This is a genomic window from Ochrobactrum teleogrylli, from assembly GCF_037482325.1.
Lineage (GTDB): Bacteria > Pseudomonadota > Alphaproteobacteria > Rhizobiales > Rhizobiaceae > Brucella > Brucella teleogrylli.
Map to the genome: position 1 here is coordinate 2,207,696 of NZ_JBBHKQ010000001.1, position 20,512 is coordinate 2,228,207.

Below are 20,512 nucleotides of genomic sequence, written 5' to 3' on the forward strand. Positions count from 1 at the left end.
GCAGAAATTTGAAGGCATAGATAACGCCATTCTGATTCAGGCTGTCAGATAGCGGGGGATTGCATGGAACAGCATTTTCAAATGTTTGCGTGGTACAATCGCTGGGCGAACGAGCTGCTTTATGCCGCCGCTGCCGATCTGAGCGATGAAGAATATCGGCTGGATCTCGGCCTGTTCTTCGGATCAGTCCATCGCACGCTCAACCATCTTCTGGTTACCGACCGCATCTGGATGAAGCGTTTTACCGGCGAAGGCGACCATCCAAAGCAACTCGACGCCATCATTACCGACAATTTCATCACGCTGCGCGATCTGCGCCATGCCGAGGATGAGCGCATCTGCCGCTATACCGAAGGATTAAACGCCGACAAGCTCGCAGGGCGCTTTACCTACACGACCGTTTCGGACATGCGCACGATGAGCCAGCGACTGGCGCCTTCGCTTGCGCATCTGTTCAATCACCAGACCCACCATCGCGGCCAGATCCATGCGGCCCTGACGCGGCTCGGCACCAGCGCCCCATCGCTTGATCTCTCGCAATTCCAGCGCACGGAAGGCGGTCGCCGCTTCGCCTGATCTATGTTGATACTTGCGGAAACGCCGGAGCCGTGCAAAAGCCTGTCCATGCTTATTCTCGATGACATTTCCGTCCGCATCGCCGGACGCCTTCTGATCGATCATGCCAGCGTGACGCTGCCAGCCGGGTCGAAGACCGGTTTCGTCGGTCGCAACGGCACCGGAAAGTCCACCTTGTTTCGGGTGATCACCGGTGATCTCGCGCCGGAAACCGGCAGCGTATCAGTGCCGAAGAACACCCGCATCGGTCAGGTGGCGCAGGAAGCCCCCGGCACCGAGGAAGCGCTGATCGAAATCGTCATGAAGGCGGACAAGGAGCGCACCGCGCTTCTGGAGGAAGCCGAAACAGCGACCGACCCGCATCGCATCGCAGAAATTCACACGCGGCTTGCCGATATCGACGCCCATTCAGCCGAAGCGCGCGCAGGCGCGATCCTGTCCGGTCTCGGCTTCAACGCGGAAGCGCAACGGCGCCCGGCGTCGGCCTTCTCCGGCGGCTGGCGCATGCGCGTGGCGCTGGCTGCGGTGCTGTTTGCCGAACCGGACCTGCTGCTGCTCGACGAACCGACCAACTATCTCGATCTTGAAGGCGTGCTGTGGCTGGTCGACTATGTGAAGCGTTATCCGCACACAGTCATCATCATCAGCCATGACCGCGATCTTTTGAATTCGGCCACGACCTCGATTATGCATCTTGACCAGAAGAAAATCAGCTTCTGGCGCGGCAATTACGATCAGTTCGAGCGGCAGCGGCATGAAATGCTGGAATTGCAGCAAAAGGCCCATGCCAAGCAGGAAGCGCACCGCAAGCACATGGAATCCTTTGTCGAGCGGTTCCGCGCCAAGGCAACCAAGGCCAAGCAGGCGCAGTCCCGCCTCAAGGCGTTGCAGAGGTTGAAACCGATCGACCTTTATGTCGAGAGCCATGTGCAGCCGTTCAGCTTTCCCGACGCGGAAAAGAAGGCCGCCTCGCCCATCATCGCGCTGGACCATGCCGATGTCGGCTACGTGCCGGGCAAGCCGGTGCTGCGCAATGTGACGCTGCGCATCGATAATGATGACCGCATCGCGCTGCTGGGATCAAACGGCAATGGTAAGTCCACACTGGCCAAGCTGATCGCGGGCCGGTTGAAGCCCGAAAACGGCACGCTGACCATTTCACCCAATCTGAAGGTGGCCTTCTTCGCGCAGCATCAGCTGGACGATCTGGTGCCGGAAGACAACGCCATCGAGCATGTGCGCAAGCTGATGCCGACCGAGCCCGAAGCAAAGGTTCGCTCGCGCGTGGCGCGGATGGGGCTTTCGACGGAAAAGATGCTGACACCCGCCAAGGATCTTTCCGGCGGCGAGAAGGCGCGTCTTCTGATGGGGCTTGCGACCTTCCACGGTCCAAACCTTTTGATCCTCGATGAACCGACCAACCATCTCGACATCGACAGTCGCGAAGAGCTGGTCCATGCACTCAACGCCTTCAACGGTGCTGTCATCCTGATCGCGCATGACCGGCATCTGATCGAAGCCACGATGGAACGGCTTTGGCTGGTGCGCGAGGGCGACGTGAAAGCGTTTGAAGGCGATCTTGATGAATATCGCCAGATCGTACTGGCTGACGCCAAGGGCGAACCCGCCACTGACCGTGACGAAGGTCCAAAGGTCAACAAGGCGGAGCAGCGCAAGCTTGCTGCGCAAAAGCGCGAAGCCATGGCCCCCTTGCAGAAAAAGATCAAGGAAACCGAGAGCTTGATGCAGAAACTGCAGAAACAGATTCAAGCTTTCGCCGCTCAGCTGGAAGACCCGGCGCTCTACGAGAAAGAGCCACAAAAGGCCATTCGCATCAACAAGGATATGAGCGATGCGAAATCCGCGCTCGCGAGTGCGGAAGAAAAATGGCTGGAGCTTTCATCGGAATATGAAGAGGCGATGGCGGATTAATCCGCCATTGCTCAACCGATAAATCCAAGAGCGAACACAAGCGCCAGCAGCACCCATCCGACGATGCGCGCCCAGACCGGCAACGGTCTTGGCCCGAAGCGGACTGCCAGAACCGCGAAAATGACGGTCAGGATCGGAAATCCGAAATAGACCGCGACGTATCCGCTCGATCCTTCAAAAGACGAGCCGAAAACGCCAAGCCGCTCAAGCGGAAACAAGGCGATAAACGCCAGCACAGCCGACAAAAGAAGCAAAAGCAAACGGTCTGAAACGGTGCGGACAAGCTGCATGGGATCAGCTCTGTCGACGCAATCGCGTGCGCATCAGGCCGTAAACGCCCAAGACGCCCAAAACCAGACCGATGGTGGTAAAGGTTTCGTCCGGTGTTTCCGCTCCACGGCGCAGAACCAGATCGGCCTTCGATATTTGCAGGCCGTCCGTATTGCCCTGAACAAGACGAAACGCATATTGGCCGGGGATGACCGGATCAATATCGCCCGCACTCTGGCGCAGCGGCGTCCCGTCCTGCGGGCGGTCCGTATTGACGGAGCTGCTGTTCGAAACGAAATCAAGCCCCTGCGACAGAACCGGCTGGCCGTCGCGGCTGACGGCAAGCGTCAGCGCAGACCGACGTTCCGCCGGGACATAGCCGGGCAAAGGCGTGGCATCGATGAAGACCCGCACCGGCGCATCGCCCGTTTCAAGGCGCACTTGCTGCATCTTGAAACCGCTCTGCCGGTTTTCCAGCATTGTCCAGCGACCGATCTCGCTGCCGGTGAAATGGCGCATATACCACGGGTAGCCCAAGCCAAGCCCGACGCCCGCCACGATCATCGCAACAAAAACCGGACGCATCAGGCTTTCCGCTCCCAGCGGCGATCCGGCGTCTGCTGCCAGTAAGTCAAATCGTGGTTCTCCGCCTTGAAGGCTTTCCATTGTGCGCGCGCAATATCGAGCTGGTCCTGATCGTGACCGTCAAACATCACCACAAGCCGTTCGTAATTGCCGACCTGCTCCAGCCCGGCGCCTTCCACCAGAAAGCGGACAGTTGCGCCATTGGCATTGTTTTCGGTCGTCGTCAGCAGGACAGGCTGCAGCTCCGGGTTCGGTTCCGCATCGGTGCCGTGGGCAACGAAGGACGTGTCGGAGAAGGTCCACAGCAGATTGTCCAGCGCATCCCGCCTTTCCTCGCTGACGGTCTGCACCGTCACGCGCCAGCCGCGCCCAAGCGATCGCTCGACGAGGCCCGGCAGAGCTTCGTCGAGGGTCGATTCCGTCAGATGGTAGAACAGGATTTCTGCCATGCATGTCCCAGAAATGTCTGCGAAGCGGGGCGGAGAAAATGATTCACATTCCCGCCCCATCTTCTTGTTTCAAAAAGAGTTTAGCTTTCGAAATGATCGCGGACAAGGCGGTCGAGCAGACGCACGCCGTAGCCGGAAGCCCAGGTCTGGCTATATTCATTTGCCGGTGATCCCATTGCCGTACCTGCCACGTCGAGATGCGCCCAAGGCGTTTCGCCGACAAAGCGCTTCAGGAACTGCGCAGCGGTGATCGAGCCGCCGTAACGACCGGCGCTGTTCTTCATATCGGCAAATTTCGAATCGATCATCTTGTCGTATTCGGCGCCAAGCGGCAGACGCCACAGCTTCTCGCCCGTTGCCTGACCGGCATCGTAAAGCTGGTCTGCCAGTTCGTCGTCGTTCGAGAACAGACCCGCATGATACTGGCCGAGCGCAACCATGACCGCGCCGGTCAGCGTGGCCAGATTGATGATGAAACGCGGCTTGAAGCGATCATTGGTGTAGTGCAGCGCATCGGCCAGAACCAGACGGCCTTCCGCATCGGTGTTGATAACCTCGATGGTCTGGCCAGACATGGTGGTGACGATATCACCGGGACGCTGCGCATTGCCGTCAGGCATGTTTTCCACAAGGCCGATCACACCAATCGCATTGACCTTGGCCTTGCGTCCGGCCAGCGCGCGCATCAGGCCCGTTACGGCTGCCGCGCCACCCATATCGCCTTTCATGTCTTCCATGCCGCCAGCGGGCTTGATCGAAATGCCGCCCGTGTCGAACACGACGCCCTTGCCGACAAAGGCAACCGGCTTTTCCTTGCCCTTCGCGCCCTGCCATTCCATGACGACGAGGCGCGGCGGACGCACCGACCCCTGCGCAACCCCGAGAAGCGCGCCCATGCCAAGCTTCTTCATTTCCTTTTCGCCGAGAATCTCGATCTTCACGCCGAGCTTCTCAAGCTTTTCCGCTTCTTCGGCAAACTCCACCGGGCCGAGTACATTGGCCGGCTCGTTGACGAGATTGCGCGCCTGGATGACACCATCGGAAATGGCTTCAGCCACTTCAAAGGCCTTCTTCGCGCTGTGCGTATCGGCAACGTTGATGGTGATCTTCGCGGCGTGTTTCGGCTCGGCGTTTTCCTCGTTCTTGCGCGTCTTGTAACGGTCGAACTTGTAGGACCGCAGAATCATGCCAAGCGCCACATCGGCAGCTTCGTCGCCCGCAATCGTCGTTTCCGGCAGAGCCAGCGTGACGGTCGCGCGTTCGGACTTGCCGATTCGCGAAAATGCCGCACCGCCGATCTTCAGCCAGTCATCATTGCCAAGCTTGCCCGGCTCGCCAACGCCGACGAGAATAATCTTGTCGATGCCGCCAGCCATCGTTTCGATTGCTTCAGCAGTCTTGCCCAATGCGCCGGTGAAATCCGAGATTTCGAGGATGCGCGCAATCTTTTCCGCCCCACCCACAGCCTGCGCCGCCTCTTCAGCGAAGCCTCCGCCTTTGGCAACCAGAACGATGGCTGCGCCTTTTTCGGGTGCTTCAAACGCGCTGAAAGAAATCGAAGGACGTTTAGACATGATAACTCCAAACCGATGGCCGATGAACAAATGACACGATTGTGTCGCGACTTTTCATCACTCATGTGAGACGAATATGGCGAAACAGCAAGGGTGCAAGCCCTTCCTTATCAGTTTTGCGTTAACTTGGGTGAAGCGCCATCACATGCAAGCGATATTCTGGTCACACCCTCGGTCATTCCAACAGCTGTTGCGCAGAAACATGTTGCTTCGGACATTTCAATCCTTTTAACAGACAACAGCTAGCGCCAGCGCTTCGCTTTTAGTAATCTGTTAACTGCGTTTATTCGGGCAATCTTAGCCAAGCGGCATTAGATTAAGTTCATTATTGCGAGTGCCGTTCCAAAATGGTGAATGGGCTCCTTCAACGGAACCGGGATGTAAACTCCACCTATGCGATTGATAGAGTTGTACATCCTGCGCCGCGTGGCGATCATGTTCCTCGCGGTGCTGGGCGCGGCGGTGGGCATTACGTGGACGGTGCAGGTGCTTCAGCGCATCGACTTTCTGACGACCAGCGGACAGACTTTTCAGACGATCATTCAGTTCAGTTCGCTGCTGATCCCGTCCGCCATCCCGCTGGTGATGCCTTTTGCACTGATCATCGCCATCACCCAGACGCTCTCGACGATGAACCAGGACTCCGAACTTGTCGTCATCAATGCATCGGGCGCGCCGCGCAGTGCTGTCATGCGCCCGATTCTGATGCTTGCGGCGGTGATTTCCATCGTTTCGTTTCTCGTCGCCAATTATGTCGATCCTTATGCGCGCATGAACATGCGCGCGATGATCGCCAATGCCAGCGCCGACCTCGTCAATCTGATCGTGCAGGAAGGCAGCTTCCGCAAGCTGGCTGACAATCTCTATATTCAGGTGGCCGAGCGCCGTTCCGATGGTAGCATTGGCGGATTGTTCATCGCGGATTCCCGCGATCCGTCGCTCGATCTCATCTATTACGCAGCCGACGGTGGCATCGCCACGACGGAGACCGGCGCCAACATGCTGCTCATGCAGAATGGCGAAGTGCAGCGCCGCAGTGTGTCCGATGGCACGGTTTCGATCATCAAATTCGATTCCTATGCTTTCGACCTCAGCCAGTTTGCCTCTGCTGGCGACGATTATGTGATTTATGCCAAGGACCGTCCGCTGTCCTATCTGCTCAATCCGGACCCGAACGATCCGATCCTGCAAACGCGACCATTGCGTTATAAGGCGGAACTGCATCGCCGTTTGACGCAATGGCTCTATCCGGTGGTCTTTGCGATGATCGCACTGGCTTTCGCCGGCGATTCCCGCTCGCATCGTGAAGCACGGGTGTCCGCATCGTTTTCGGCCATCAGCACCGCCCTTCTCGTCTATTGGGCCGGGTATTTCGCCTCGGATCGCGCCGACAAGGACGCGTCCTATATTGTCGTGATGTATTTCGTGCCTATTGCCGTCATGCTCTTCACCGGTTATGCGCTGGCGACAGGGCGCAGCATCGGGCTGCCCAACAAGTGGAACGACAGATTGCTCGACAGCTTCGACCGGCTCCGGAAGTTCGTTTCCGATCTCTATGATCGCGTGACGGGCCGCTTCCGCGGCAATGCGGGAGGTCAGGCATGATCGGTTGGACGCTCGGTCGATACTTCTTCACGCGCTACGTGCAGATCACCTTTTATTTTCTGCTCGGCATTTTCGCGCTTTCGATGCTTCTCGACTTCACCGAGAATGCCAGCAAACTCTCCAATCTGCCTGACTATACGGTGTGGGCGGCGCTTGGCCTTTCCGCCATGCGCGTGCCGTTCATCATGCAGCAGATGATTCCATTCGTGGCGCTGTTTTCCGCAATGGCGACGCTGATTTCGCTTAACCGCAAATATGAGCTGGTCGTCGCGCGTTCGGTTGGTGTCTCGGCCTGGCAATTTCTGCTGCCCGCCTGCTTCGGCGCGCTGCTATTCGGCGTCGCGACGATTTTGGTGCTCAATCCGCTGGCGGCCTATGGCTTCTCCAAGGCTGAGGAAATTGCGGCGACATGGAAAAACGGCAAAGTGACCGATGTTTCCGCGCTGCGCGATCCATGGCTTCGCCAGAAGACCGACGAAGGCGAAACCATCATCGGCGCGAAGAGCATTCTGGATCAGGGCGCGAGGCTGGCCGACGCGACATTCATCCAGTTCGACAGCCAGAAGAATATCAGCGTGCGTTACGACGCCCGCGTGGCCCAGCTGATGGATGGTCATTGGCAGCTTACCGACGTGACGCGATTCGCGCGCGGCGAAGAGCCCAAGAAAATGGACAGCTTTGCGATCCCCACGCAGCTGCGACCCGAATATGTCGAAGAGAAGCTCGCTTCTCCCGATACGATTCCCTTCACCCAACTACGACGCAAGATCGAAGTCGCGCGTTCATTCGGCTATTCAGCAAACGCATTTGACATGCAATACCAGTCACTTCTGGCCTTGCCTGCGCTTCTGATGGCGATGACGCTCATTGCTGCAACAGTGTCCCTGAAATTTGTGCGTTTCGGCCAGTCCGGCGCGATGATTCTGGGTGGCGTTGTCGCTGGCTTCATGCTTTATGTCGTTTCGGTACTGGTCAAAGCATTCGGCAATGCGGGATTCGTCCCGCCGTTTGTAGCTGCCTGGGTTCCTGTGATTATTGCGACATTCTTTGGTGTCTCCTTTTTGTTGCATAAGGAGGATGGTTAGTGGGTTTGAGTAACACCCGCATGGTATTGCCCCAGCTGCTCACGCGCTTCTCGCGCGGGACCGCCTTGGCGTGCGTCCTTGCTTTGCCTTTCATATCTGTCGCAGTCATGCCCTCGCCCGCTTCGGCGCAGGACGCATTGGGGGCCAATTATCAGAGCGATCCGAATGCACGGATGCTTCTGCAGGCGGATGAGCTTGTCTATGATCGCGATGTGAACACCGTTACCGCTCAGGGTCGGGTCAAGATCGAGTATGACGGCAACCGCCTTGTCGCCGATAAGGTGACCTATAACCAGCAGACCCGACGCATGACGGCGACCGGGAATGTGGAAGTTGTCGAACGCGACGGCAACAAGATCTATTCCGATCACATGGATGTCACCGACAGTTTCCGCGACGGCTTCGTCAATGGCCTGCGCGTCGAGACGACGGATAATACGCGTTTTGCCGCCGAAAGTGCTGAACGCAGCAACGGCGAAATCACGACATTCAATAACGGCGTCTACACGGCTTGCGAAGCGTGTAAAAAAGACCCCGACAGGCCTGTTCTCTGGCAGATCAAGGCCCGCAAGATCATCTGGAACAGCACCACGAAGACGGTGCGGTTCGAGCGCGGCAAGTTCGAGTTCCTCGGTATTCCGCTGGCCTGGTTCCCGGCGTTTGAAATGGCTGACCCAACGGTCAAGCGCAAGAGCGGCTTCCTGTTCCCGGGCTTTGCCTATAAGGACGATCTCGGTTTCGGCATCAAGAACTCCTATTTCTGGGCTCTTGCTCCGAACTACGACGTGACGCTCTCGTCGACCTATTACACGAAGCAGGGCTTCCTCAACGAAGCCGAGTGGCGTCATCGCCTTGAAAACGGCACCTATAACCTGCGTATCGCAGGCATGCATCAGGCCAAACCCGGTGAGTTTGATGTCGCGACGGTTGATCGCGATGTGGACAACCGCGGCATGGTGTCCTCGAAAGGTGATTTCGAGATCAATTCCCGTTGGCGTTACGGCTGGGACGTCATGGCCCAAAGCGACCGTAATTTCAGCCGCACCTATAATATCGAAGGATATAACGCCGGAACGCAGGTTTCGAAGATTTACCTGACCGGTATCAACAACCGGAATTACTTCGATCTCAATTTCTATCGCTTCAATGTGCAGGAGTCCCTTCTGCCGGGCGATCCAAACGAGATACATTCGAAGCAGCCTTGGGTTTTTCCAAGTCTGGATTATTCCTATACGCTGCCTGAATCTGTTTATGGCGGCGAGTTGAGCATCAACACCAATCTGCAAGCGCTTTATCGCGACAACGATAATGTGACGCCTTTGGGTACTCGCTACCCTCGTGTACCGGGTTTTGGTGGAACAAGTGCTCGTTTAACGAGTGAAGCGGAATGGAAGCGCACCTACATCACGCCATCCGGCCTGGTTATTACGCCATTGCTCGCATTGCGTGCCGATGCAATTGGTGCCAATACGAATCTCGATCTTTCCTCCGCTGGATACACAGACGCCGTCGTACGCTCCGAAGCCCTGCGCGCCATGGCGACTGCGGGCCTCGAATTGCGCTGGCCGATCCTGTTCTCGAGCACCAGTTCAACGCATATCCTCGAACCAATTGCGCAGATCTATGTGCGCAACAATGAGCGTTATGCTGGTGAATTGCCGAACGAAGATGCACAGAGCTTTGTCTTCGACGCGACGAACCTATTCTCGCGCGACAAGTTCTCTGGTTATGACCGCGTTGAAGGCGGCACGCGCGCCAATCTCGGCTTCCGCTATTCCGGCAGCTTCAACAACAGCGATTGGGCGCTCTACGCCTTGGCGGGGCAGTCGTTCCAGCTGGGAGGCCTGAATTCCTATGCAACGAGCGACTTCGTGAATGTCGGTGCGGATTCGGGTCTCGACAGTGCGCGTTCGGACTATGTTGCGATGATCGGCACGTCCAATTCGACCGGTCTGGCGCTGGCTGCACGCGGTCGCTTCGATAAGGACAGCCTGTCGGTACGTCGCGGCGAACTTGAAGTGCAGCAGAGCTGGCAAAAGCTGACGCTGACGGCGCAATATGCTTATATCACCCCTCAGCCAGCCTATGGCTATAATGATTTGCGTCAGGAAGTGAGCGGCACCGCTTCGGCCAAGGTCAATGCGAACTGGCGTGTTTTCGGCTCGGGCACTTACGATCTCGTGTCGAATACCCTCGTCCGTGCATCGTCCGGCCTTGCCTATGATGACGAATGCTTCACTTACATGATGGCATATACGCAGACGCGTAATCCCGGTGAGGACAAGGCTTCGCACGGCATCGGCTTCAACATCTCATTGCGCACGCTCGGCGATATCGGCAGTGGCAACCAGACATTCTAAGATCTATGATCGGAAACATATTCTTATATTTCCGATCATATCTGCTCAAAGCCGTTCCCAGCAAAAAACGGCTTATGTGAAATTTGCGATTTCACTCAGTAAACAATCCCTAATCGTCTTGTAAAATGCGCGAGGGTCATTGTTTCGCCGCACTGGCTCCTCTATACAGACAGCAATATAGTTGGTTTCCGATACTCTTGCGGCTCGATGACAAGCATATCCGGAACCGAATGAGCACATCCGGTGAAGGGTTCCGTTCACCGACCGTAAGGAAATCGGGAAACAAGATGATGTTTGCAAGACCTCTTTTCGCCTCCCTGTTAAGCGCGGCTGTCTGTCTGACGGCGCTCGGCACGGTTGCACTTCCCACCTCGGCTTTTGCCGCTGGGGAAGCTGAGGTCAAGGTTGTCGTTTCCGGCAATGCGATCACCAATGGAGATATTCAGCGCCGGGCAGCTTTTTTGAAGCTGCAGCGCAAGGGTGGCAACACTGCCCAGCTCGCGCGTCAGGAACTGACCGACGAAATGCTGAAGCGCATCGAGATGAAGAGCCGCGGCATCAACGTTTCCGATCAGGAAGTCGATCAGGCCTATGCAGGCTTTGCCTCCCGCAACAAGATGACGCTTGCGCAGTTGAATCAAGTGCTCAATCAGGCTGGTGTTACGCCGGACCATTTCAAGAAATACATCATGGTCCAGATGGGCTGGGGACGCCTTGTCAGCGCTCGTTTTCGTGCCACAGGCATGGTTAGCGAACAGGATGCCGTTCAGCGCATGCTGAAGGACGGCGGCAAGAAGCCTGTTGCGACCGAATATCATCTGCAGCAGGTCATCTTCGTCGTACCGACCTCTAAGCGGTCGCCCGCCCTTCTCGCCAAGCGCCGTCAGGAAGCCAATGCGCTTCGTTCGCGCTTCCAGAGCTGCGACGCGACGCGCCAGCAGGCAAAAGGCATTATCGATGTGACTGTCCGCGATCTTGGGCGCATTATCGAACAGCAGCTGCCGGGTGAATGGTCGAAGGATGTGAAGGCCGCTGGCGTGGGCCGCACGACACCGCCGCATGACACGGAAAAGGGCGTCGAATTCCTCGCCGTCTGCGCCACGCGCCAGCTTTCCGATGACCGCGTCGCACAGCTCGTTTTCTCCATGGAGGGAGCGGACACGCCAGAAGGTCAGGAAAAGAAGGCGGACGCGCTTGCCACCAAATATCTGGATGAGCTGCGCAAGAAAGCCACCATCGTTAATCGCTAACATTCCGGCGACAGCACAGCTGTCGTTCAGGATAAGGCAATGATATGAGCTGGCACGGTATTTTCCGGTTGCCAGCTTTTATTTTTGGAATCAAAATTATGTGCGCACAGTCTGTCCTCCCGCTCGCGGTTACTATCGGCGACCCATCCGGTGTCGGCCCGGATATCGCGCTGGCCGTCTGGCTCAGACGGGATGAATTGTCCCTGCCCCCTTTTGTGCTGCTGGCCGATCCTGCACAGCTTGAAGCACGCGCGCGGCTTCTCAATCTCGACGTCCAGATCGAAGCGGTCGCAGACGCTGCCGCATCGCGCGAGGTTTTTGCACGCGCTTTGCCCGTCTTGCCGCTCGTGAACAAGCACAGCGAAAGCGCTGGTAAACCACTGACTGACAATGCCGCAGGCACAGTTGAAGCGATTGAGCGCGCTGTCGCGCTTACGCTCGCTGGCGAGACGTCCGCCGTCGTCACCTGCCCGATTGCCAAGAAGCCGCTTTATGAAGCCGGATTCCAGCATCCGGGGCACACCGAATTTCTGGCAGAGCTTGCAAGCCATCACGCTGGCACGACAATCACGCCGGTGATGATGCTCGCCGGGCCGCAATTGCGCGCCGTCCCCGTGACCATTCACATCCCGCTTGTGGAAGTGCCGCGCCAGCTCACGACCGAGAATATTCTCGAAGTGTCGCGCATCACGGCGCATGAACTGCGCGAGCGGTTCGGGATTGCCAAGCCGCGTCTGGCGCTTTCCGGCCTCAACCCGCATGCGGGCGAAGGCGGCGCCATGGGCAAGGAAGACGACGCGATCATTCGCCCCGCAGTGGAACAATTGCAACTGGAGGGCATCGACGTGCGCGGTCCCCTGCCCGCCGATACGATGTTCCACCCTCAAGCGCGTGCGGCATATGATGCAGCCATCTGCATGTATCACGATCAGGCCCTGATACCGGCCAAGGCGCTCGCCTTTGACGAAACCGTCAATGTGACGCTCGGCCTGCCCTTTATTCGCACCTCGCCGGATCATGGCACAGCGTTCGACATTGCAGGTCAGGGCTTAGCGCGACCAGACAGTCTGGTGGCAGCGATCCGGCTTGCGCATGAGCTGGCAAAAAATACAACAGGTTCCAAGGCATGAGCATCGACAATCTGCCCCCCCTTCGCGAAGTCATCGAACGGGATGACCTGATGCCGAAGAAGTCGCTCGGGCAGAATTTTCTGTTCGATCTCAATCTGACTTCCAAGATCGCCCGTCAGGCGGGCGATCTGAAGGACCAGCCAGTTATCGAGGTTGGCCCCGGCCCCGGCGGGTTGACCCGCGCCCTTCTGGCGCAGGGCGCCTACGTGACGGCAATCGAGCGCGACGAACGCTGCCTTGAGGCGCTGGCGGAAATAGAGGCCCATTATCCGGGCCGCTTGCGGATCATCTCCGGCGATGCGCTAGAGCAGGATTTCAAGACACTGTTTCCCGATGGCCCCAAGCCGCGCATCGTGGCCAATCTGCCCTATAATGTCGGCACGCAGCTGCTTTTGAACTGGCTTCTGGTCGAGCCGTGGCCGCCGTTCTATTCCTCCATGACGCTGATGTTCCAGCGCGAAGTGGCAGAACGCATTGTGGCAACACCCGACAGCGATCATTATGGACGCCTCGGCGTGCTGGCAGGCTGGCGGACAAAATCCAGGATCGCGTTCGACGTGCCACCGCAGGCCTTTACACCGCCGCCGAAAGTCATGTCGTCCGTGGTGCACATCGTTCCGCTCGAAAATCCGCTGCCCTGCAATGCGGCGGCACTCGGTCAGGTGACGCAGGCCGCTTTCGGACAAAGGCGCAAGATGCTGCGCCAGAGCCTGAAACCCATCGGCGGTGCGGCCCTTCTGGAAAAGACCGGCATTGACGGCACCCGCCGCGCCGAAACGCTGAGCGTCGAAGAATTCGTCGCTCTGGCGAATGCCTATCGCCCATGACGTGATTTAATGGTGGCCGCCAGCCACCCGGCCCGCCTTTTGACCATTGGCCGGTCGGTCATGCGGTTCGGTCTTGTCCTTGGCGTCTGAGCCGTCTTTCAGAATCGGCAGCGTCATTTCATCGACGATCTGACCGACGTGATCGATTTCCTCGCGGAAACTCGACAACGACGAACCGGAGAGCTTTTCACCAGCATTGAGGCGCGCGGTCAGCGGGTCGACATATTGATCGCCGACTTTCAGCTCATAATAAAGATGCGGACCCGTGGAATAGCCGGTCGAGCCGACATAGGCGATGACTTCGCCCTGCTTGACATGCTGGCCGACGCGCAGTCCTTCCTTGGCCGATGAAAGATGCGCATAGGTGGTGCTGTAACCGCCCTGATGGCGGATACGCACATATTTGCCATAACCCTTCTGGTATGAAATCAGTTCCACGACGCCGTCGCCCGCAGCCACGATCGGCGAACCTATCGGTGCGTCGTAATCGACACCGTTATGATGCTTGCGGACGTGCAGAACCGGGTGGATACGCCAGCCGAAACCATCATTCAGTCGCCCGTTCGGCAAAGGTTTGTGCATCAGATATTTGGTCATCGAGGAGCCATCCTCGTTGAAGTAATCCGTGGCGCCGCCCTTGCCTTCGTGACGGTAGAGGCGCTTGCTTTTACCGTTGGTGGTGAATTCCACAAATACCAGTTCCGGGTCGGTTTCTGCGCTTTTCCTGAAAAGAAGGTCGATCAGATCCGGCGCATTGATGCCCTTCTCCAGCACGACACCGTTCTGTTCCGCAAGCTTCTCGACTTCGCGCACGATTTCTCGTGGAGCGCCCGCCTGAACCAGCCTTGTTTCTATCGAGCCATTGCTGTTTCCCGCCGGAGCCGATGGATGATAGGCGCTCAGCATGGCATCGCGGGACAAACGCGCAAAAAGCCGCTCATTACCGGTCGAATGAAAGACACCGTCATCTGCCCGACCATAAACGGCCTTGTTGGCATTGCCGTGGTTGAAGCGGGCCAGCGAAACATGGGCGGCGGCATCGCTGCCGTCTTTCTTGTCGACCAGCAGTTCCAGATTGTCGCCCGGAAGCAATTCGGTGCGGGCCAGCGCTTCTTCCAATCTCTGACTGTCTTCGGCGGCGATCCCCGCGGCCTGCAAAAGCGCCTCTATTCGTTCCCGCGATTGCGGCGCAACGATGATTTCATGCACATCCGCCTTCTCATGGGCGGCGGGCTTGGCAAGGCTGACATTGACAGGAACGCCACGCTCCAATTCGGACAGCGGTTGCGCCGGTTCGCAACACTTGGCCGCTATTGTTGTTCCATCCATCGTATCGTCAATGGCGGGCCGCCTGGCGTCGCGGCCTTTCACATCCAGCACCACATGCTGATAGGTATAAAGCCGCGCATCGCCATCCTCGACGCCTTCCTCAATATCGATGCGGCGCGACACGCGATGGCTTAAATCATTATTCACGGCGGGCACGAGCCGCGCATCTTTGGCTGCGGCGCGATGCCGGCGAACCAAGCTTGTCGGGCTGGCAAAAGCTGGCTGTGCGGCACGACCATGGCGCACAAGCCCGCCGGTCGCGAGTATCATCGCGCCACCGGCAATGACCGTCACGGAGGCCAGCGCCAGACAGAAGCGCATATGCGTATGCAAGGAAAAGCGAACCCAGCGCACCGGCCCAAGGCTACGATGTGATAACGGTTCCGCCTTCATATTTGTGCCAGCAGGTGCAAAGGCGGACCCCAATGGGTTCACCGTCGCAACTGCAAGCTTGCGATGGAAGTATCCTGCCCTCGGGGCCATACCGACAATACTCTAGGTTCTCTGCAAATATCGGCGGAACTGATGCTGATAGAGCGGCCAAATTAAGACCTCCGGTGGAGGTTATCCACCGGAGGTAAATCACAAATTATTTATGATTGCTGGTCAGTCCCGCGCGCGGTTGCGACGGTGCTGGGACAGTGTCGACCAAGAGTAGAGCGCAAGCCCCGCCCAGATCAGCACGAAAGCGCCAAGCTGCACGGTCGAAAACGGCTCGTGGAAGATGAAAATCGCGAAGAAAAACAACATGGTGGGCGTCATATACTGCATCAGCCCAAGCGTGGTGTAGCGCAGAAGTTTTGCACCGCCCGCATAAAGAATAAGCGGGATGGCGGTGAACGGACCGGCAAGCAGCAGGAGACCGACATTCGAAACCGGACCGGCGAAGAAATGGTCCTGACCAGTCGAGCCGAGCCATGCCACATAGGCGAGCGCCGGAATACACAGGATCAGCACTTCAAGCGTGAAGCCCTGCAACGGCTGCATCGGCAGTGATTTCCGGAAGAAGCCATAGAGACCGAAGGACACCGGCAAAGCGAGCGACACCCAAGGCAAGCCGCCAGCATTGAACGTGAGCAGCAGGACAGCTGCCGCGGCAAGGCCGACAGCCACATATTGCACCTTGCTCAACCGTTCACCGAGAAACAGGCCGCCCAGCACCACATTGAACAGTGGATTGATGTAATAACCAAGTGCTGCGCCCATGACCTGGTCATGCGCGACCGCCCAGACATAAATGGTCCAGTTTGCGGTGATAAGCGCTGCGGTCAGCGCCGCCATTGCAAGCATACGCGGCTGGCGAACAGCGTTGAGAATATCCTTGAATTGCCCAAGCGCGACCAGCAGCAGCAAAGCAACCGGCACCGACCAGATGACGCGGTGAGACACCACTTCCATAGCCGGAATATGGGCTACCATTTTCAGATAAAACGGCAATGCGCCCCAAAGCGCATAGGCGCCGAACGCCATGAGAAAACCTCTGGCCCCATCCGAAAGACGGGTATCGGACAGGGTCTCATCGGTCATTGTCTCTCTCCACTCGAAAGCAAATCCGCTTTTGAATAAATCGCATAGCAGATGACTTGTTCAGCCACTGCTATGCGCTTCTCAATACATAAAATCCATTCAATTAAACTGATTGAAGCATCAATCCTGGTGAATGATGGCGTTTATTCCGCCGCAGCAAGCCCGGCCATGGCGCGGTTTTTCATAAGCTTGAAATTCACGGAATCCATCAGCGCCTGAAATGAGGCATCGATGATATTGTCCGAAACGCCAACCGTGCGCCAGCGCGCGCCTGTGGCGTCGCCCGACTCGATCAGGACGCGCGTGATCGCCGCCGTACCGCCATTTAGGATACGCACCTTGAAGTCCACGAGTTCGAGATCTTCGATTTCCGCCTGATAGCGACCGAGATCTTTGCGCAGTGCAATGTCGAGTGCATTGACCGGGCCGTGGCCTTCGGCGACAGACATGCGCACTTCGCCATCGACCTCCACCTTGACCACCGCTTCCGACACGGTCTTCAGCATGCCATTGGCATCGAAACGGCGCTCGACGAGACAACGGAACGACTCGACCTTGAAGAATTCTGGCTGCGGATTGAGCATATTGCGCGCCAGAAGTTCGAAACTTGCATCCGCGCCCTCATAGGCATAGCCTTCCGCCTCGCGCTCCTTGACCAGAGTGATCAGCGTGTCGAGGCGGACATCGTCTTTCGCAACGCGGATGCCGCGACGCTCCAGCTCGGCGATGAAATTCGACTTGCCGCCCTGATCCGAAACCATGACGCGACGGCTGTTGCCAACCGTTTCCGGGGGAACATGTTCGTAGGTCTGCGGTTCCTTGAGCAAGGCCGAAGCATGGATGCCCGCTTTCGTCGCGAAAGCTGATGTGCCGGTATAAGGCGCCTGCTCGGTCGGCGGACGGTTCAAAATATCGTCAAACGCACGCGAAATACGGGTGATCGCCTTCAGCGAAGCCGGTTTGATGCCGAGTTCAAACCGCTCCGACCAGTATGGCTTGAGCAGCAGCGTCGGGATCAGCGAAACCAGATTGGCATTGCCGCAGCGCTCGCCAATACCGTTCAGCGTGCCTTGCACATGCCGCACACCGGCATCGATGGCGGCAAGCGAAACGGCAACGGCCTGTTCCGTGTCATTATGGGCGTGGATGCCGAGGCTTTCACCGGGCACCACGGCCTTCACCGCATTGACGATTTCGGCAATTTCATGCGGCTGCGTACCGCCATTGGTGTCGCAGAGCACAACCCAGCGTGCGCCCGCCGTATAAGCCGCCCTGGCGCATTCCAGCGCATAGTCCGGATTAGCCTTGTAGCCGTCAAAGAAGTGCTCGCAATCGACCAGCGCCTCACGGCCCGCCATACGCGCAGCCGTCACCGATGCCGTGATCGATTCCAGATTTTCCTCATTGGTGCAGCCAAGCGCCAGCCGCACATGATAGTCCCAGCTTTTGGCAACGAAACAAACAGCATCGGCGGAAGCCTGCAGTAGGCTCGACAGTCCCGGATCGTTCGACGCGGAAACACCAGCACGTTTGGTCATGCCGAAGGCGGTAAATTTCGACCGCGACGTCTGACGGCGCTTGAAAAAAGCCGTATCGGTCGGATTGGCGCCCGGATAGCCGCCCTCGACATAATCGACGCCCAGTTCCTCAAGCAGCGCGACAATCGACTTCTTGTCCTCGACAGAAAAATCAATGCCGGGGGTTTGCTGCCCGTCGCGCAAGGTCGTGTCGTAGATGTAGATGCGTTCGCGTGCCATAAATGCCTGCCTGTCGGTGGGTCTCTATTGGTTCAACGTTACGGTTGCGGCCAATTATCTGTGTCGTAGTCCGGATGCTGATAGGAAATCATCGTCCTGACAAATTCGATGCTCTCCGGATCGCGTTCGGTTGCATAGCCGGGAAGGTTTGCAAGTCCACTCACATAAGGAAGCTGCTTTTCGATGCCCCATTGCACGGTCGGCTCCACTTCCTCCGGCGCATCGAACGCACCGATGGCGATCGCGATGCCATCCGGCGCTTCATAGGTGAGCGGGGTTCCGCATTCCGGGCAGAACCCGCGTTGCACATGATTGGAAGAGCGAAAACGCTTCGGCTCGTTGCGCGTCCATTCCAGTTTTGCCTGATCGACGGAAACCAGCGGCGCATAGAAATTGCCGAAAGCCTTCTGGCACATGCGGCAATGACAGATGGAGGCCGAACCCAAAGCGCCGTCGACGCGGAAACGCACCGCGCCGCATTGGCAGCCGCCGGTATAAATCGGCTTGTTATCGAGTGTCATGTTGTCCTCCCCAATCAAAAACGCTGTCAGCCTACCACATCCCACGTCGTCATGCGCTCGCCCGTGGCAGGATCCTTGCCATCCTTGAGCTGCACGCCTTCCGCAAGAAGCGCATCGCGGATGCGATCAGCTTCCGCGAAGTTCTTCTCCTTGATGAAGCGCAGGCGTTCCGCAATGCGCGCCTCAATGGCATCCGTATCGACATTCGCCTTGGCGAACACCGGCACATCCTCCGCCGTCACGAAGTAAGGATCGAGCAGGCCCATCAGCGCCATGCCCTCGCCCAATGTCGCAATATCCTTGTTCTTGAACGCCTTGCGCAATGCGGTGATCGCGACCCAGCTGTTCAGATCGTCGGACAGGGCTTCCGTCACTTCACCGATTGCGGTGAGCTTCTCTAGCGCCACAAACTTTACATCACGCAGCAGACCATACCAGCGGCGCAGTTCGTCGGCTGATTCAGCCAGACGCTGTGCCGTCCAGTTGATCGGCTCGCGATAATGGGTTTGCAGCATCGACAGGCGCGCAGCCAGACCGACCCAGCGATCACGGATTGCGTTGTCGTCCCACGCACCCAGTTGCGGCAGGCCGCCATTCAGCACGTCACGAATGGTGATGAAATTGCCGAGCGATTTCGACATTTTCTGCCCTTCGACCTGCAGGAAGCCGTTATGCATCCAGATATTGGCCATCCGCTCGGTGCCGAATGCGCAGCAGGACTGCGCGATTTCGTTCTCGTGGTGCGGGAAGACCAGATCGATGCCGCCGCCATGAATATCAAAGCGGTTCTTGTCCGGATCGTCGCATTTCAGTCCCCCGCCGAACGGCTCCAGAAGTTTGGCCATCGACATGGCCGAGCATTCGATATGCCAGCCCGGACGGCCGAGCGTCTCGATACCTGCGGGCGATGGCCAGCCCGGTTCGCCTTCCTTTGAAGGCTTCCACAGCACGAAATCCATCTCGTCGCGCTTGTAGGAGGCAACATCCACACGCGCACCCGCCAGCATTTCGTCGAGCGAGCGGCGGGCCAGCGCGCCATAGCGTGGTCCGCCGAACGTCTTGACGCGCTCGTTCATGGCGGAGGGCGAAAACAACACGTGATCTTCGGCCACATAAGCGACGCCGATGGCGACCAGACGGTCAATCATCGCGCGCATTTCGTCCATATGCTCGGTCGCGCGCGGCTGAACACTCGGCGCCAGATTGCCGAGCGCCGTCACATCGGCCTGAAACTGCGCATTGGTGCTTTCCGTCACACGCCGGATGGCCTCGTTGAAAGGCAGCTTCGGATAATCGCGTGCGGCGCGCGCATTGATCTTGTCGTCAACGTCGGTGATGTTGCGCGCATAGGTAACGTGTTCGGCACCGTAAACCTGACGTAAAAGCCGGAAAAGAATGTCGAAGACGATGACCGGGCGCGCATTGCCGATATGGGCAAAATCATAAACGGTGGGTCCGCAGACATACATGCGCACATTGTCGGCATCGATGGGGGAAAAATCCTCCTTCGTGCGGGTCAGCGTATTGTAAAGACGCAATTGCGGCGCATCAGCCATGGAACCATTCCCCAAAAAAACCAGCAAATCCAAGTGAATTCAATGCACAACGGATCGCAGCCATCTGGCCGGGGCGTTATCATCCTGTTTTATGGAAGGGAGACGAAAACGGCCGGGCCAGCAGGCTGCTAGCCAATAATGATCGCACAAATACAAATGTTCGTGGTCGGCGTTTTCAT

At 57.7% G+C, this 20,512-nt stretch carries 17 protein-coding genes; 8 read left to right on the top strand and 9 right to left on the bottom strand.

The window, feature by feature from the left end:
* Positions 1–63: 63 nt before the first annotated feature.
* Entirely contained in the window at positions 64–576 is a 513-nt protein-coding gene (locus WIX40_RS10385; RefSeq protein ID WP_109368675.1) for a DinB family protein, read from the top strand.
* 48 nt (positions 577–624) lie between these two features.
* Positions 625–2,508: an ABC-F family ATP-binding cassette domain-containing protein gene (locus WIX40_RS10390; RefSeq protein WP_339439848.1), complete on the top strand. Its 1,884-nt coding sequence runs from the start codon at positions 625–627 to the stop codon at positions 2,506–2,508.
* Positions 2,509–2,519: 11 nt separating this feature from the next.
* Here WIX40_RS10390 and WIX40_RS10395 read toward each other — a convergent pair whose 3' ends face one another.
* The 4 genes from WIX40_RS10395 to WIX40_RS10410 form a co-directional block, all read right to left on the bottom strand.
* On the bottom strand, positions 2,520–2,798 hold the full coding sequence (locus WIX40_RS10395; RefSeq protein WP_339439849.1) for a hypothetical protein: 279 nt from the start codon (positions 2,796–2,798) through the stop codon (positions 2,520–2,522).
* A 4-nt stretch (positions 2,799–2,802) separates the two neighbouring features.
* Positions 2,803–3,363: a type IV secretion system effector BspB gene (gene bspB, locus WIX40_RS10400; RefSeq protein ID WP_339439850.1), complete on the bottom strand. Its 561-nt coding sequence runs from the start codon at positions 3,361–3,363 to the stop codon at positions 2,803–2,805.
* Positions 3,363–3,812, bottom strand: coding sequence for a DNA polymerase III subunit chi (locus WIX40_RS10405; protein ID WP_140024829.1), 450 nt, complete (start codon positions 3,810–3,812; stop codon positions 3,363–3,365). The genes bspB and WIX40_RS10405 overlap by 1 nt, the downstream gene beginning before the upstream one ends.
* An 80-nt stretch (positions 3,813–3,892) precedes the next feature.
* Positions 3,893–5,386: a leucyl aminopeptidase gene (locus WIX40_RS10410; RefSeq protein WP_339439851.1), complete on the bottom strand. Its 1,494-nt coding sequence runs from the start codon at positions 5,384–5,386 to the stop codon at positions 3,893–3,895.
* A gap of 393 nt (positions 5,387–5,779) precedes the next feature.
* Here WIX40_RS10410 and lptF point away from each other — a divergent pair, with 393 nt between their 5' ends.
* The 6 genes from lptF (at position 5,780) to rsmA (ending at position 13,643) form a co-directional block, all read left to right on the top strand.
* The gene (lptF, locus tag WIX40_RS10415) at positions 5,780–6,991 is read left to right on the top strand and encodes an LPS export ABC transporter permease LptF (protein WP_339439852.1); all 1,212 of its coding nucleotides are present in this window, start codon (positions 5,780–5,782) and stop codon (positions 6,989–6,991) included.
* Entirely contained in the window at positions 6,988–8,076 is a 1,089-nt protein-coding gene (gene lptG, locus WIX40_RS10420; protein ID WP_124915599.1) for an LPS export ABC transporter permease LptG, read from the top strand. The genes lptF and lptG overlap by 4 nt, the downstream gene beginning before the upstream one ends.
* 20 nt (positions 8,077–8,096) lie before the next feature.
* Positions 8,097–10,436, top strand: a complete 2,340-nt coding sequence (locus WIX40_RS10425) for an LPS-assembly protein LptD (RefSeq protein ID WP_339440984.1) — start codon at positions 8,097–8,099, stop codon at positions 10,434–10,436.
* 287 nt (positions 10,437–10,723) lie between these two features.
* A complete protein-coding gene (locus WIX40_RS10430) occupies positions 10,724–11,686 on the top strand; it encodes a SurA N-terminal domain-containing protein (protein ID WP_124915598.1) in 963 nt (320 codons plus the stop codon).
* Between the two features lie 98 nt (positions 11,687–11,784).
* Complete coding sequence (gene pdxA / locus WIX40_RS10435; protein WP_339439853.1) at positions 11,785–12,816, top strand: 4-hydroxythreonine-4-phosphate dehydrogenase PdxA; 1,032 nt, start codon at positions 11,785–11,787, stop codon at positions 12,814–12,816.
* Positions 12,813–13,643 (top strand): 16S rRNA (adenine(1518)-N(6)/adenine(1519)-N(6))-dimethyltransferase RsmA, encoded by an 831-nt coding sequence (gene rsmA / locus WIX40_RS10440; protein WP_339439854.1) that lies wholly within the window; start codon positions 12,813–12,815, stop codon positions 13,641–13,643. The genes pdxA and rsmA overlap by 4 nt, the downstream gene beginning before the upstream one ends.
* A gap of 6 nt (positions 13,644–13,649) precedes the next feature.
* On the opposite strand, the gene WIX40_RS10445 is transcribed toward rsmA, so the two are convergent.
* The 5 genes from WIX40_RS10445 to cysS all read right to left on the bottom strand — a co-directional run bounded on the left by WIX40_RS10445 (position 13,650) and on the right by cysS (position 20,333).
* On the bottom strand, positions 13,650–15,455 hold the full coding sequence (locus WIX40_RS10445; RefSeq protein WP_339439855.1) for a M23 family metallopeptidase: 1,806 nt from the start codon (positions 15,453–15,455) through the stop codon (positions 13,650–13,652).
* 123 nt (positions 15,456–15,578) lie between these two features.
* Positions 15,579–16,499, bottom strand: a complete 921-nt coding sequence (rarD, locus tag WIX40_RS10450) for an EamA family transporter RarD (protein WP_109368664.1) — start codon at positions 16,497–16,499, stop codon at positions 15,579–15,581.
* Positions 16,500–16,642: 143 nt separating this feature from the next.
* On the bottom strand, positions 16,643–18,256 hold the full coding sequence (gene cimA, locus WIX40_RS10455; RefSeq protein WP_109368663.1) for a citramalate synthase: 1,614 nt from the start codon (positions 18,254–18,256) through the stop codon (positions 16,643–16,645).
* A 38-nt stretch (positions 18,257–18,294) separates the two neighbouring features.
* The gene (locus WIX40_RS10460; RefSeq protein ID WP_339439856.1) at positions 18,295–18,777 is read right to left on the bottom strand and encodes a GFA family protein; all 483 of its coding nucleotides are present in this window, start codon (positions 18,775–18,777) and stop codon (positions 18,295–18,297) included.
* 26 nt (positions 18,778–18,803) lie between these two features.
* Positions 18,804–20,333, bottom strand: a complete 1,530-nt coding sequence (cysS, locus tag WIX40_RS10465) for a cysteine--tRNA ligase (protein ID WP_339439857.1) — start codon at positions 20,331–20,333, stop codon at positions 18,804–18,806.
* Positions 20,334–20,512 lie beyond the last annotated feature (179 nt).

Coding starts and splice junctions, on each gene's coding strand:
- bspB (WP_339439850.1), bottom strand. CDS start 3,363: ATGCGTCCGGTTTTTGTTGCGATGATCGTGGCGGGCGTCGGGCTTGGC.
- cimA (WP_109368663.1), bottom strand. CDS start 18,256: ATGGCACGCGAACGCATCTACATCTACGACACGACCTTGCGCGACGGG.
- WIX40_RS10445 (WP_339439855.1), bottom strand. CDS start 15,455: ATGGCCCCGAGGGCAGGATACTTCCATCGCAAGCTTGCAGTTGCGACG.
- WIX40_RS10395 (WP_339439849.1), bottom strand. CDS start 2,798: ATGCAGCTTGTCCGCACCGTTTCAGACCGTTTGCTTTTGCTTCTTTTG.
- WIX40_RS10385 (WP_109368675.1), top strand. CDS start 64: ATGGAACAGCATTTTCAAATGTTTGCGTGGTACAATCGCTGGGCGAAC.
- WIX40_RS10425 (WP_339440984.1), top strand. CDS start 8,097: ATGGTATTGCCCCAGCTGCTCACGCGCTTCTCGCGCGGGACCGCCTTG.
- pdxA (WP_339439853.1), top strand. CDS start 11,785: ATGTGCGCACAGTCTGTCCTCCCGCTCGCGGTTACTATCGGCGACCCA.
- WIX40_RS10390 (WP_339439848.1), top strand. CDS start 625: ATGCTTATTCTCGATGACATTTCCGTCCGCATCGCCGGACGCCTTCTG.
- WIX40_RS10405 (WP_140024829.1), bottom strand. CDS start 3,812: ATGGCAGAAATCCTGTTCTACCATCTGACGGAATCGACCCTCGACGAA.
- rarD (WP_109368664.1), bottom strand. CDS start 16,499: ATGACCGATGAGACCCTGTCCGATACCCGTCTTTCGGATGGGGCCAGA.
- lptF (WP_339439852.1), top strand. CDS start 5,780: ATGCGATTGATAGAGTTGTACATCCTGCGCCGCGTGGCGATCATGTTC.
- WIX40_RS10410 (WP_339439851.1), bottom strand. CDS start 5,386: ATGTCTAAACGTCCTTCGATTTCTTTCAGCGCGTTTGAAGCACCCGAA.
- cysS (WP_339439857.1), bottom strand. CDS start 20,333: ATGGCTGATGCGCCGCAATTGCGTCTTTACAATACGCTGACCCGCACG.
- lptG (WP_124915599.1), top strand. CDS start 6,988: ATGATCGGTTGGACGCTCGGTCGATACTTCTTCACGCGCTACGTGCAG.
- WIX40_RS10460 (WP_339439856.1), bottom strand. CDS start 18,777: ATGACACTCGATAACAAGCCGATTTATACCGGCGGCTGCCAATGCGGC.
- WIX40_RS10430 (WP_124915598.1), top strand. CDS start 10,724: ATGATGTTTGCAAGACCTCTTTTCGCCTCCCTGTTAAGCGCGGCTGTC.
- rsmA (WP_339439854.1), top strand. CDS start 12,813: ATGAGCATCGACAATCTGCCCCCCCTTCGCGAAGTCATCGAACGGGAT.